This is a genomic window from Sphingobacterium sp. G1-14 (genome assembly GCF_002196555.1).
GTDB lineage: Bacteria > Bacteroidota > Bacteroidia > Sphingobacteriales > Sphingobacteriaceae > Sphingobacterium > Sphingobacterium siyangense.
In genome coordinates this window covers 1213416-1227670 of sequence record NZ_CP021381.1, presented here as the reverse complement: position 1 = coordinate 1227670, position 14255 = coordinate 1213416, and the positions used below count along the sequence as shown (strand labels likewise).

Genomic DNA, 14255 nt, shown 5'->3' with positions numbered 1-14255 from the left:
TCCTATTTATCTTCCTTATTCTCTATAACTTCAACTTTGATCGGTGGCTCCACACGCTCTTTCAATCCCAGCGAATCTACACGTTTGGCAATTTCTGTCTGTGTAGACATTTTCATCAGTTCGGCGGAGAGCGATTTATGATCCCAGCCCAATTCCTTCACCTCTTTACTCACTTTATCGATACTCCGAATAGTTCGCTCTGCAAAATGACGATTGGAAATATACAACAACATCAGAAAAGCGATAAAGGCTCCAAACGGCAAGTACTGCAATATTTTATTTAACGAAAGGTCTCCAACGGTAAAAAGCGTTTTAATAAACGCTTCTGTTTGTTCCGCCTTTTCTTCGACAGTTTCTTGTAGTTCCTCCTGAACTTCTTCACTCAATTCTTTCTGTCTTATCGTATTTCTGCTCATCCTCTCGCTCCATTTTTAAGACAAATCCAACTTTTCAGCAATACGCAGTTTCGCACTGCGCGATCTATTATTTAACGCCAACTCTTGCGCAGATGCCGTAATTGCTTTACGGCTCAACACATGAAATGGCTTAATTTCATTTCCAAAAAAATCCTTTTCAACTTCTCCTTTAAACTTCCCTTTGGCCATAAAATTTTTGACCAAACGATCCTCCAGAGAGTGATAGGACATCACCGCCAATCGACCTTCAACATGTAGCACATCAACTGTTTGCAATAAAAATTCCTGTAAGGCTTCCAGCTCGCGATTCACTTCTATACGAAGCGCCTGAAACACCTGCGCATGATACTTATGTTCTTTACCTTTGGGAACCATCCGTTGAATCACCTCTTTCAATTCGGCAACAGTCTGGATTGGCTGTGTCAAACGCGCAGTAACAATTGTTTTCGCAAGCGACTTGGCATTCATGATTTCACCATACATCCCAAAAATGCGGTGAAGATCCTCCTCCGAATAAGTCGCCAAAAGCGACTTCGCATCTAAATCACCAACTTGATCCATACGCATATCCAGATCCGCGTCAAAGCGAATAGAAAACCCACGATCAGCCGCATCAAATTGATGCGAGGAAACACCTAAATCTGCCAAAATACCATCTACAGAACGCACTCCTTCCAACCGAAGGCTATTCTTTAAAAACCTAAAATTTTGATGTATCAATGTAAAACGAGGATCGTCAATTGCATTCTCCAATGCATCCGGATCCTGATCAAAAGCAAACAGTTTCCCTTTTGGCCCCAATCTCTTCAAAATCTCCCGAGAATGACCACCACCACCAAAAGTTACATCCACGTAGATACCATCCGGCTTAATAGCCAAAGCATCCATGCATTCTTGCAACATTACCGGAACATGATATACATTCTCCATACGCTTATAGTCCAAAATTAATATCCCCCATTACCTCTGCCGCCAAAGATGATATATCCTCTACTCCGCCATCACCCATCAATTCCTCATATCCTTCTTTTGACCAAACCTCAATCTTATTAAACTGACAAGCCAAAACCAATTCAGTGCTTATGCCCGCAAATTCCAACAAACTTTTTGGTAACAAAACACGCCCCGCAGCATCCAACGTTAATTCCGTAGCGCCACGCGTAAAAGCACGAACAAACGCCCGTACTTTAGGATCGAATTGATTCAATTTCGCCAGCTTAGCCGTCATCAAATCCCACTCTTCTCTTGGATAGAATACCAGATGTTTCTCAAAACCGCGATTCACTACAAGGCCATCCCGCTCTACATGAGGCATTTGCCTCTTGAGCGCAGCTGGCAACACCATTCTTCCTTTGGCGTCTAACTTGCATTCGAATTCTCCGATCAACTGAGTCATGTCGTCAATTATCCTATTCTAATTTAAATGTAAAAGTATACACTTTCTCCCACTTTCCCCCACTTTATCACATAAAAAAGTTTTCCACATCGACAAATAGCTACAACAAACAGAAGTACTCTTGGAATGAAACACATGTAAAACCTTATTTACAAGCAGTTAAACCCCAATTTATCAGCAAAACAAACTATTACACGAGACACGATTTTTCGCTCTTTTTTTTATCAAAATCAGAAATGAATTGTAAAAATTTCCTCTTTAGAAATTTAATTTTACCCAATTTTTCTCTCAAAAGGGGGCAAAGTGGGAGACAACAAAAACAGAAAGAAAAGATGTGGAAGAAAGTGGGAGAACGCTACTCAAATAACCTAAACAGAATTCGTTATTGTCGAGTAAAACCAATAATTTTGCGTCAAATATAATTTTCATAACGATATGCACAGAACACACACTTGTGGAGAATTAACACTAGCTGACTTAGGGAAAACGGTTACCCTAAGTGGATGGGTTCAAAAATCGCGCGATTTGGGCGGTATGACTTTCATCGATGTTAGAGACCGATATGGTATCACACAATTAACGTTCAATGCAGATGATGATGCTTCCTTGCGCGCAAGTGCCCGTGAGCTCGGAAGAGAATATGTCATCAAGGTAACCGGAGAAGTTATCGAACGCTCTAATAAAAATGCTAAAATCTCCACTGGAGACATTGAAATCAAGGTTTCAAATCTTGAAATATTAAATGCCGCTAAATTACCCCCTTTTACAATAGAAGATGAAACAGATGGTGGTGATGACATCAGAATGAAGTTCAGATACCTGGATTTGCGTCGTAACCCCGTACGTGAAAACCTTATTTTACGTCATAAGACCTCACAAGAGGTACGCCGTTATCTTGACTCCCAAAACTTCCTGGAAGTAGAAACTCCATACCTGATTAAATCAACTCCGGAGGGAGCACGCGACTTTGTCGTACCTTCCCGTATGAATCCTGGAGAATTTTATGCGTTACCACAATCCCCACAGACCTTCAAACAATTATTGATGGTTTCAGGATTTGATCGCTATTTTCAAATTGTAAAATGTTTTCGTGATGAAGATTTGCGTGCAGACCGCCAACCAGAATTCACGCAAATAGACTGTGAAATGTCTTTTGTAGAACAGGAAGATGTATTAAATATCTTTGAAGGACTTGCAAAACATATCTTCAAAACAATCAAAGGTATCGACTTAGGCAATGTTCCGCGTATGACTTACGCAGATGCGATGCGCCTTTACGGATCAGACAAACCGGATATCCGTTTCGGAATGCAGTTTGTTGAACTAAACGAGGTTGCCAAAGGAAAAGGTTTCCCTGTATTTGATGCAGCAGAGTTAGTGGTTGGTATCAATGCGGAAAATTGTGCACATTATACCAGAAAACAACTGGATGCTTTGACCGATTTTATCAAACGTCCACAGATTGGTGCAACGGGCTTGGTATATGCGCGCGTGAATGAAGATGGTTCAGTGAAGTCGTCCGTTGATAAATTTTTCACGCCAGAACAACTGTCGGCAATTGCAGAAGCGTTCCACGCGAAACCTGGCGACTTATTGTTAATTATGGCTGGTGGAACAGACAAAGTTCGCAAACAACTCAATGAATTACGCCTTGAAGTTGCGTCACAACTTGGTTTCCGCAACAAAGAAACCTTTGCTCCATTATGGGTCGTTGATTTCCCACTATTGGAATGGGACGAAGAAAGTGGCCGTTTCCATGCAATGCACCACCCATTCACTTCACCAAAACCGGAAGATATACCGCTTTTAGATACCAATCCCGGAGAAGTAAGGGCAAATGCCTATGACTTTGTTTTAAACGGTGTAGAAGTAGGTGGTGGATCAATCCGTATCCATGACAGAGAGCTTCAATCGCTCATGTTCAAACATTTAGGATTCAGTCCTGAAGAAGCAAAAAAACAATTTGGATTCCTTATGGAGGCCTTTACCTTCGGTGCTCCTCCACATGGCGGATTGGCTTTTGGTTTTGACCGACTAGTATCCTTATTGGCAGGTTTAGATTCTATCCGTGACGTCATTGCCTTCCCAAAAAACAACTCGGGAAGAGATGTTATGATTGACGCACCGTCAACCATTCACCAAGAGCAGCTGGACGAGCTAAGCTTAAATATTGCGATAAAAGCATAAATTATTTAACTCGATTTTCGAGAAACAATTTATTAACAGTATATTTAAAAGTTGGTAATTTTTACCAACTTTTTTTGTGAAAAATTAGCAGATTAGATGGCAGAGAGTACCGCTAATACGTTTATTAAGGAAAGTGCGCAAAAAGCATTTGACACCAAACACCGCGATATTATCAATTACAATATCGACAAATACAGCATGGCTTTCGAAAAAGGCAAGAGCAAATTTGCGGACCTTGAAAATAGCAAGATAAAAGCGAACCTGATAAAATGGAAGGTCATGGAAAATCTCGATCGCTATTTGTTGCAATTTGAAGCAAACTTCACGGCTCGAGGCGGAAAAGTAATCTGGGCCAATGATGCTACGGAAGCCTTGGACGAAATCTATTCGATCATTGCGCGTAAAAAAGCAAAATCTGTCGTAAAGTCAAAATCGATGGCGACAGAAGAGATCGAGCTTAATCATTTTCTGGCCTCCAAAAACATTGAAGCCATAGAAACTGATCTTGGCGAATATATCATTCAGCTGCTGGATCAAAAACCTTATCATTTTGTTACGCCGGCCATGCATTTGAGCCTGGAAGATATCGCCAAGCTTTTTCACGAGAAATTTGACACACCGCTAGATGCATCTGCGGAGCAACTTACAATGAAGGCCCGTGAATTACTTCGAGATCGCTACCTATCGGCAGAAATTGGGATTACCGGAGCCAATTTCTTAATTGCCGAAACTGGAAGTATAGCAATTACCGAAAATGAAGGAAACGCCCGATTGACATCGACCTTCCCCAAAACACATATCGCCGTCGTTGGAATAGAAAAAATCATTCCCAACGTACAAGATTTAGAAGTCTTTTGGCCACTCCTATCCACACATGGCACGGGTCAAAATCTAACGGTATACAATACGCTACTCACTGGGCCAAAACAGCCTTATGAATCAGATGGCCCCGAAGAAATGTATGTTATACTGCTTGACAATGGCCGCAGCAAGCTATTAGCCCAAAAAGAACAACGTCAGGGTTTGTACTGCATCCGTTGTGGCGCCTGTCTGAATGTATGCCCAATCTACCAGAACATCGGTGGACACACCTATGAAACGACTTATCAGGGCCCAATTGGATCGCTCATATCGCCACATTTAAATGGCATGAAAGAATTCAAACACCTAAGCTACGCTTCCACACTCTGTGGAAAATGTACAGAGGTCTGCCCCGTTGGTATTGACATACAGCGCATGCTTCTCGTCAACAGAAAAGATTCAGTTGATCAGGGGCTGGCAACAAAAACGGAACAAAAAGTATGGCAGTGGTTCACCTACGGGATAATGCGAAGAAAACTAATCGATTTTTTTGGTGGGAAATTCAAAAATTTCTTCCTCAAAAAACTCTTTCAGAAAACCTGGGGAGATCAACGGGAACTACCCAAATTGGCAGACAAATCTTTCTCTAAACAATGGAAAGAACATCAAAAAAATAAAGAATAACAAAAAAGTGGCATTAGACGATCAAACGAATGCCACATTTTTTGGCTTCTTGGCGACTCAAAAGTACTATCCAGGAAATTATGCCAATCTCGAGGTTATTTGGTATTTCTGTAATATCAACGTAGCGTTGATGACCATTTCTATTTTTCTTGTCGTTCAAAAACTGAAGATACCCGAATCTAAATGGATAAAACGCCTTTCATCAGCCACGTTTGGTATTTACTTAGCGCATTTTATCATTGTTCAAGCATTGACAGACATCTTCTTGACTATTCCTAATCTTCCAGCCACACTGAAAATCCTCTCCATAGCGCTCCTAGGTTTTAGCTTAAGTTTTCTGATCACCAAGCTGATGGATAGTAATTCAATAACAAGAAGGTTTATCAAATAAGCGTATCCTAATGGGAGTACCGAAGCATTTTGCAATCATGTAACCTTGAGCTAGACAAAACACTTCGAATAAATGACGAACTTAGGTAATAAGGATGAGCTTACATAATAAGAAAGAGGGAACCAATGGTTCCCTCCTCTACTAACACTCACCAATATTTAATATGAAAACTATCCTTGTTTAATTTTTATGATGCTTTTACCTCTGCATCATTTGTTTTAGTTACTTCACCTTTTTTAAAGTCCTTTCTTTTTAGCTGTCTGTCTTTTTTCCAATGTTCTTTGTGCATTTTACGATTTTCAGCGTAGGAATCCTTTAACGTTTTTTGTTGCTCTGGAGTTAACATTCCCATCATTTTTTCATGTTCTGCCACACGTTGCTTTTTCATTTTTGATCGATGTTCCTGATGTTCGGCAGCCATTTTTTGATGGTCTTTTGCTTGCTTCAAATTAAAGGCATAGATATCTTTACGCTGTTTATCTGTAAATTTCAATTTTTGATCCATGCGATCAGTTTTCATCTTAGCAACTTCCTCTGGAGTTTTATTTTTAAAACCATCGTGCATTCTTCCCATTTTATGTTTATGCACGGAAGTTTGCATTTCTTTCATTTCTGGTTTAACATCTTTTTTTTCTTGAGCGAAACCGGCTAACATCAATCCAGATAACGCCAAACTTAACATCAACTTTTTCATTTCTTTATTTTTTATAAAACCAACAATCATTCTTTTTAATAAGTACCCTTTTTCAACTTATTTATCAGTAAGAGTCTTCTCGGCTATCGAAAGTTTAATTGATGATCTGTTAAATAAAGTTAAGAAGCATTTATTGTGAGACAGCACTTAAACGGATCGGTAATGTATACGCTACACGCACTTTAAGTCCATTTTGTACTCCAGGTTTCCATTTTTTCGCTTTCTTCAATAAGTTTATCGCAGCATCTCCCGTACCAAATTTCATATCACGTTTAACAGCAATATCTGTTAGTGACCCATCTTTTTCAACGACAAAAGAAACCTCTATAACACCAGATACCCCTTGATCCAAAGCCTGTTGTGGAAAGTTATAATTCTCGGCGATCCACTTCATAAACGCAGGTAGTCCCCCTACAGGTGTTGGCATAATTTCTACTGATGTAAATGTATTGTTAGAATTATCATCAGTTCCACCTCCGGATAATGAACCATCTTTAGAACCTGTAATATCACCATCCCTTTTTGAAGAACCAAATTCACCACGCGCAATATATGTACCCGATGGACTTGCCTTCAATGTGATCCTTGAGGTCATTGTATTGGGATTTTTCAACTCATCCTGACTCACAAGTTCTTCCGTAACTTGATTTGCTTTGGCCACTTTTATATCGGGCATTCTAACCAAATCAAATTTGGACACATCTTGGGCAACCTGCTGCGGGGCTTTCTCCTGCATCATGACAGGTTCTTCAGGAACCTCCTCTTTTTCCTCTACCTTCTTTTGAATTTCTTCCAGCATGTCGGGCCCAATATCTTGTACCGTATAAATCACGGCCGGAACAGTTTGCTTAAAATATTTATTATATGCATAGGATCCTGCGATCAGCAAAACTGCAAAAGAAACAACAATTCCCAAACCCACATTTGTTGCTTTATCAGAGAGATTTCGCAACTCATAAGCACCGTACATTTTGTTGCGACCCGCAAAAATAACGTCCAGCCATTCTTTGCGGTAGATATTCAATTTAGAGTTCATCATAACATTAAAGTTTAAATCTTTTCATTATGATGAGGGAAAGCCTTATATTTCACAAAAAAATTCAAAATACTTATGAAGTCACTTTTTTCAGCTATTTTTCTACTTACATTATATGCTTGTGGTAACAATCAAAATCAATCCAAGACTGCAATTAAGCATGAAAATAAGGAAGAGACAATTTCGCCATATTTTGGTTTTTTAAACCAGCAAAAGGACTCACTAATCGCTCTTCCTATGGATCAAGCAATGGAGGGTCCCGAAAAATATAATTATGTCATTGTGGAAAATCAGGTCAGTCCGCTTGAATTTGTTCAAAATAAAATGGATAATAAAGAGAGTAACGGAAGACAGACCGCTCAGAACTTCGCAAATAGCGAAGGTTCATTATTTAAAATTAGCGATGCGATTAAATCTGGCGAATTTGGTATGCTTGTCAATAAAGCTTTTATAGACCAGTATAAAATTGAGAAGTTTACAAAAATTCAAAAAGAAACTTCTCCAGAAATTAGGGAGCAGCTTGAGAAGAAATACAATAGGAAGATTAATAAAAGTACAACAGTTGCCATCCTCAGTGATCAGTCCGAGTTTAATCTTACTGTGTTTGAAAATCAACAAGACTCTGCTTTAGCTGTATTTTCCTACGCAAAGGATGAACAGCTGATCAATTTGGATTTCCCGGCTTTATACGATGATATCAGCACTTGGCGTGTTGATGATGGCGGTCAGTTTGACAACGAGGCTTTTCAGATACTAACAGTATTACGTTCTGAGCAAGGAATTAGTTTTATCAGTATCTTTTGGGGTGCTGAGGGTTATGAACTGAACTTTTACCAGCCAAAGAAAAACTTATTTACCTCTACGGCACAGGCCTATGGGTACAGTTCCCCCTTATAAAATAAACCATTTTAAGTTTCCCCAGTACAAAAGGATAGTGCCCGGGGAAACTCAAATACCCGTATTAACTACAGATGCATCCTAGCCATAGGAGCGACGTCCTGTCCTACGAAATCTTTCTTTAAAAATTTGTGATAACCTGCAATAGCAATCATCGCGGCATTGTCGGTGCAGTATTCAAATTTTGGAATAAACACCCTCCAATTGTATTTCTCACCCATTTCAATTAAGCTTTGTCTCAGGCCAGAATTAGCCGAAACGCCGCCTGCGATGGCAATATCCTTTACCCCTGTCTCCTTTGCCGCTTTCTTTAGTTTATTCAACAGGATGGATACAATACGCGATTGTACACTAGCACATAAGTCGGCCATATTGTGGGTCAGAAAATCCGGGTTCTGTTTCAATTGATCTTGAACCAAATATAATATCGCGGTTTTCAATCCTGAAAAGCTGAAATTTAAACCAGGGATCTGGGGTTCAGGAAGCCGATAAGCTGCCGGATTACCTTCTTTTGCAAATTTATCAATAAGCGGTCCACCAGGATAAGGAAGATTCAGGATTTTAGCTGTTTTATCAAAAGCCTCCCCTGCAGCGTCATCCAATGTTTCTCCCAAAAGTTCCATTTCAAAATAATCCTTTACCAACACAATTTGCGTATGACCACCAGAAACAGTAAGACATAAAAACGGAAAACTAGGCTTCGGATCCTCAATAAAATGAGCCAGAATATGCGCCTGCATATGGTTTATATCAATTAAAGGGATATTCTGTGCGAGTGCAAATGATTTGGCAAAAGATGTTCCCACCAAAAGTGCACCTAATAATCCAGGTCCCCGCGTAAAACTCACTGCATCTATTTGATTTTTGCTTACTTTTGCTTGGCGAATGGCTTCTTCCACCGTTGGAATAATATTTTGTTGATGAGCACGTGAAGCGAGCTCGGGAATCACTCCACCATATTTTGCGTGGATTGCCTGAGTTGCAATAACATTTGAACGTATTTCACCGTTAATACAGATAGAAGCGGAGGTTTCATCACAAGAGGATTCAATCCCTAAAATAATAGCCATAGCTTGAGGTAATAAATTTTAATACAAAAGTATCAAAAAAATAATTAAAATAGTGTCAATAGTCCTTGGTAGTATATTCATTATACTGCTTGCATTGGCGTTATCCCTACAGTTGAAACCGGTACAAAATTATGTTGCCCAAAAAGCTGTCGACTATTTATCCAACGAACTAAACACCAAAATAAGCCTCAAAAGTATCTATTTCAAACCTTTTAAATCTATTGTAGTAGAAGATTTTCAACTCTATAGTCCACAGGGAAAAGAAATATTAAAATCAGGAAGGTTAGAAGCCAACGTCAACCTTTCTCAGTTCATTGAACTGAACAAGATTGTGATCAACAAACTAACCATTGAGGGTACCCAAGCTACTTTTGAGCAATTTCAGGACAGCTCAAACATCTCATTTTTAATTCGTTATTTCAACCCACCTAAGAAAAAGAAAAAGAAAAGTTCAAAAAAAATCATCTTCGATTTAAAGGAACTTGTTATTAAGAACAATGCGTTTAACTATGTTAACCATAGACGTAAACATTACAATAAAGTCGTCGATTTTGGAGATTTAGGGATTTCCAAACTTAACGCCCATTTTGATAAGATAAAAATCGATTCTAATCAAATTTCAGCGAACATCAAGACATTCAATCTTCGCGAAAAGAAGGGTTTAGAGATCAAGGGCCTTCTTGCCCAAACGAAGGTAAGCAATACAAGTATCGAGCTCAGTGAGCTTATGCTAGCCACCAACCGTTCTACATTCAAAAATTACATCAAACTTAGCTACAACAACTTTGACGATTTTTCGGACTTCATCAATAAAGTTCATGTAAAACTTCTTGCACGGGACTCCCGTATTCACTCCGAGGATATTGCTTTCTTTTCCTCGCCTATGCACCAAGTCAAATTTGACGTCAATATCAAGCGGGCAAATCTAGAAGGAACTGTATCTTCCATCAACGCATCACAGGTCGATTTAACAATTGGAAAAAAAACTAGTTTAGCAGGCGACCTCCAGATTATCGGTCTACCAGATATCGACAAAACTAAATTTATTGTTCCCAGCATAGCAATTTCTTCTGAGCACAAAGACTTAAATGCAGTTATTACAGATCTCGGAAATCTAAAAAATTTCAAACTCCCTGAAATTGTCCAGATCTTCGACAAATTTTCATTCAAAGGCAGCCTAAATGGATTATACAATAAATTTAAGACAAAGGGAGTTTTCACGACTGCGATCGGTAATGTTGAGGCTGATGCCTTACTGGATATCCAGAAGGAAATAAAATATGCGGGCAATTTTCAATCTAAAAAATTCGATGTAGGTACGATAACAAAATTAAAAGATCTGGGAGCAACAGGCTTCAATTTACAGGTTGACGGAACAGGTACCGATCCTAAGAAAATGAGCCTAAAGATAAAAGGAGATCTTAGTAATTTCAATTACAAGAATTACAGTTATCAACGTATACAAATTGAAGGAAATACAGAGAAACAGTTAATTCTTGCTTCAGGGCAAATATATGATCCAAATTTAAAACTACAGTTTACCACAGATATCGATTGGTCTGTCAAACCCAACTATCACCTGGATGCTGATATCCAACGAGCCAATCTAAAAAAACTCAACTTCTTTCAAGGGGATTCCATCAACATTATTAACACGAAATTCCACACCAGTTTAATTGGGGACAACATCAATAATATTACCGGCGAATTTAAATCAGACAGTGTCAATTTCACTTCCTCTAAGGGCCAATTCGTCATCCGCAACATCAATTTCCTTGCCGAAGGAGATGAAAATGCACGCTCCCTAACCTTGCAGTCGGCTATCGGACACATTGATCTCAAAGGAAGAATAGACCTCAATACAATTGTTCCTTATTTTAAAGCTTTAGCCATGCGCTACGCTCCGGCAATCGGGTTTGAAAACAACATTTTTAATCGCCAGGACTTTGACCTGAATATTAATATAACTTCTTTTAAGCCGATCGCAACATTCTTTCGAAAGGACATTGCGTTAGACAGCGGTGCAACGCTCAATGCAAAATTTGAAAGTGAAAAACAAACGGCCAGTTTTAATTTTTACGCACCCGAATTCAAGTACAATGGCATTCGGCTAACTCACCTGATTGTCGATCAAAATGCCAACTTGAAGAATATGGAATTGCAGACCTCCATCGATCGCATAAATTTTACCGACAGTACCTATATTAAAAACGTCAATATTTCAAACACCTTGGCAAACGATAGTTTACAATTCAACATCAAAATGTCGGAACTTGAAGCAAGCAATAGTCTGGATCTTAATGGCGTCATACGCTTTGCCCATGCCAAACCTGCCTATATCAATTTCTATCCATCGAATATCTTAATCAATAGAGAGCGATGGCTTGTCAATAATGATGCACAATTGAAAATATCGAAAGGAAAATGGTACTTTGAAAAACTAACACTGAGTCACGACGAACAAAAAGTTCATATCGATGGCATCCTGTCCAACGAAGTCAGTGATCAGATCAATCTCAAATTTCAGGACTTTAATCTTACATCCCTAAATGGGATCACCAAACCCCATGGCATCAATCTCTCCGGAAATTTAAATGGAAATATTGAAGTTAATTCCGTATTCAAAGCACCCTTTATTGTCGCCAATATAAAAACATCTCCTATCCTGTATAACAATATTCCGATCGGCTCATTAGCACTGAATGCCAACTACGATCCCGAAAATCAATTGGTTAAACTAGACAGCAAGATAGAGGAAGGAAATAAATTAATTCAGTTACAAGGTTCCTATAACCACCTAAGCGAAAACAATAAGCTTAATCTGAAAGCTAAACTGGAAAATACAGATGTATTTGTTTTTCAGCCATTTTTACGAAGCTTAGTATCCAATATGCAGGGCAAGGTCACTGCAGATCTTGCTATTGAAGGAGACATCCTGAATCCCAAAATTACGGGTTCTGGAAAATTGGATAACGCTTCGATGGTCATCAATTACCTAAAAACGCCATACCGCCTTTCCGACGAAATTGCGGTTACCAATAACCGAATTTTTCTCACAGGGCTAAAAGTATACGATCCCAAAAACAATGTAGCAACCATTGATGGCGTTGTAGATCTCAACAAATTGAGTGATCCCGATATCGATGTAACTGCCGAAACCAAGAATTTCATGGTATTAAATACCACAATAAAGGACAATAATGTATATTATGGCACTGCTTACGCTTCAGGCACCTTTCAGTTTAAAGGACTAACTTCGGCCATGAACATCAATATCCGTGCTAAATCCGAAGAAAATACGATTATCAATATTCCCTTCAATAGTGCCAGTACAATCTCAGATACCGACTTTATCTACTTTATTGAGAAAGACTCGACCAAAACGAAGAAAAACACTAAAAAACGAGATTTCAACGGTCTGACGATGAATATGGACCTCTTGATCAACCCGAATGCAGAAATAAATCTATTCTCCAGTATGGGCGAATTATCAGGAAGGGGAAATAGCAATCTCAACATGCGGATATCTTCATTGGGGGATTTTGAAATGTTTGGGGATTTTATCATAAACAGTGGAAAATTCAATTTCACTGCCCAAGACTATATCAACAAGATTTTTGATCTCAAAGAGGGCGGAACAGTGCGATGGGCAGGAAACCCAACCGAAGCGAATATCAATATCAATGCCATCTATCAACAAAGAACAAGCTTAGCGCCTTTGTATAATGCAGCAGGCCGGGAAGAAAATCCCGAGCGTGTATTGGCACAGGCCGACATGATCCTAAAAGGGCAGTTAAGTCAGCCGGAAATCACGTTTGATATCAACTTTCCACAAAACCCCGGGGTTAAGGATGAACTGCAAGGATACTTTTCAGATGCCAACAATGTCAATCAACAAGCGCTTAGCCTAATCGTGAGACGAAGTTTTACACCTGGTACACAGACAGACTTCGGTAAAGAAGTAAATAACACCTTGCTATCCGCAGGCACAGAAATAGCATTCAACCAAATCAACAACATCATAGCCCAATCGCTAAACATCAATTTCTTTGATATTAATATCAAATCTTTAAATGATGCATCTGCCTCACTGCGTCTATTCAACGACAGGCTTGTTTTGACAGGAGGTATCTCCGACCGTAGAAGTCAGGCTCTAACGGATTTGAATGTATTTTCAGATCGGGTCTCAACCGATGCCGAGGCTATGTTTTATTTAAGAAAAGACGGACGTTTGGTCCTACGTGCTTCCAATCGCCTAAATACACGTAACTTTCTTCTTAGCCCCAATGACGGCGAATATATTAGTGCTTTCGGATTACTCTATCGGCAGGAATTCAACACCTTCTCGGAGTTCTTGAAAAGGCTATTCCCTTTTGGCAAGAAGACGACTACGACAACTCCTGCTGAAACAAAGAAAAGCAAAGTCAATTAACGTTTTCGTTTAGACCCTTGGCTATTTCAACAGGTCTTTTTTCAATTCTGGCTGAGCTCGTTCAACTCAAGTGGACCATTCCAACTCAAGCAGACCTCTTTCAATTCTGGCAGCCCAACTCCTATTCCAACCGCATTGTCCCTATTCTGGGAGTCCGTCTCGATTCCACCAGCAGAGCTTTTTTTCAGCTCCATATAACGGCCGACACAGGCGATCTTTGGATGATATGAACAACAAAAAAAAGAATAGTG

11 protein-coding genes are annotated in these 14255 nt (G+C 39.3%); 5 read left to right on the top strand and 6 right to left on the bottom strand.

Translation table 11 applies throughout. The features are described 5' to 3' along the window. Positions 1-2: 2 nt before the first annotated feature. Genes CBM24_RS05205 through mraZ form a run of 3 tightly spaced genes read right to left on the bottom strand, consistent with a single transcriptional unit; the run spans position 3 to position 1812 of the window. Complete coding sequence (locus CBM24_RS05205; protein WP_075991280.1) at positions 3-416, bottom strand: FtsL-like putative cell division protein; 414 nt, start codon at positions 414-416, stop codon at positions 3-5. A gap of 15 nt (positions 417-431) precedes the next feature. Continuing rightward, the gene (gene rsmH, locus CBM24_RS05200) at positions 432-1346 is read right to left on the bottom strand and encodes a 16S rRNA (cytosine(1402)-N(4))-methyltransferase RsmH (protein WP_088160415.1); all 915 of its coding nucleotides are present in this window, start codon (positions 1344-1346) and stop codon (positions 432-434) included. Between the two features lie 4 nt (positions 1347-1350). Next, positions 1351-1812 carry a division/cell wall cluster transcriptional repressor MraZ gene (gene mraZ / locus CBM24_RS05195; RefSeq protein ID WP_070564930.1) on the bottom strand — a complete coding sequence of 154 codons (462 nt, stop codon included), beginning with the start codon at positions 1810-1812 and terminating at the stop codon, positions 1351-1353. Positions 1813-2247: 435 nt separating this feature from the next. On the opposite strand from mraZ, the gene aspS reads away from it, so the two are divergent. The 3 genes from aspS (at position 2248) to CBM24_RS05180 (ending at position 5875) form a co-directional block, all read left to right on the top strand. After that, on the top strand, positions 2248-3999 hold the full coding sequence (aspS, locus tag CBM24_RS05190; RefSeq protein WP_088160414.1) for an aspartate--tRNA ligase: 1752 nt from the start codon (positions 2248-2250) through the stop codon (positions 3997-3999). Positions 4000-4095: 96 nt separating this feature from the next. Further along, a complete protein-coding gene (locus CBM24_RS05185; RefSeq protein ID WP_070564924.1) occupies positions 4096-5484 on the top strand; it encodes a LutB/LldF family L-lactate oxidation iron-sulfur protein in 1389 nt (462 codons plus the stop codon). Positions 5485-5491: 7 nt separating this feature from the next. Then, positions 5492-5875: an acyltransferase family protein gene (locus tag CBM24_RS05180; RefSeq protein WP_088160413.1), complete on the top strand. Its 384-nt coding sequence runs from the start codon at positions 5492-5494 to the stop codon at positions 5873-5875. 187 nt (positions 5876-6062) lie between these two features. On the opposite strand, the gene CBM24_RS05175 is transcribed toward CBM24_RS05180, so the two are convergent. Continuing rightward, positions 6063-6599 (bottom strand): hypothetical protein, encoded by a 537-nt coding sequence (locus CBM24_RS05175; protein WP_088160412.1) that lies wholly within the window; start codon positions 6597-6599, stop codon positions 6063-6065. 100 nt (positions 6600-6699) lie between these two features. Beyond that, positions 6700-7608, bottom strand: a complete 909-nt coding sequence (locus CBM24_RS05170; protein ID WP_088160411.1) for an energy transducer TonB — start codon at positions 7606-7608, stop codon at positions 6700-6702. Between the two features lie 72 nt (positions 7609-7680). On the opposite strand from CBM24_RS05170, the gene CBM24_RS05165 reads away from it, so the two are divergent. After that, on the top strand, positions 7681-8502 hold the full coding sequence (locus CBM24_RS05165) for a hypothetical protein (RefSeq protein ID WP_088160410.1): 822 nt from the start codon (positions 7681-7683) through the stop codon (positions 8500-8502). Between the two features lie 68 nt (positions 8503-8570). Here the strand turns inward: CBM24_RS05165 and tsaD are convergent, their stop codons facing one another. Beyond that, a complete protein-coding gene (tsaD, locus tag CBM24_RS05160; RefSeq protein WP_088160409.1) occupies positions 8571-9572 on the bottom strand; it encodes a tRNA (adenosine(37)-N6)-threonylcarbamoyltransferase complex transferase subunit TsaD in 1002 nt (333 codons plus the stop codon). Positions 9573-9624: 52 nt separating this feature from the next. Between tsaD and CBM24_RS05155 the strand changes: the two genes are divergently transcribed. Then, positions 9625-14004: a translocation/assembly module TamB domain-containing protein gene (locus CBM24_RS05155; RefSeq protein WP_157698374.1), complete on the top strand. Its 4380-nt coding sequence runs from the start codon at positions 9625-9627 to the stop codon at positions 14002-14004. The last annotated feature ends 251 nt before the right edge of the window (positions 14005-14255 follow it).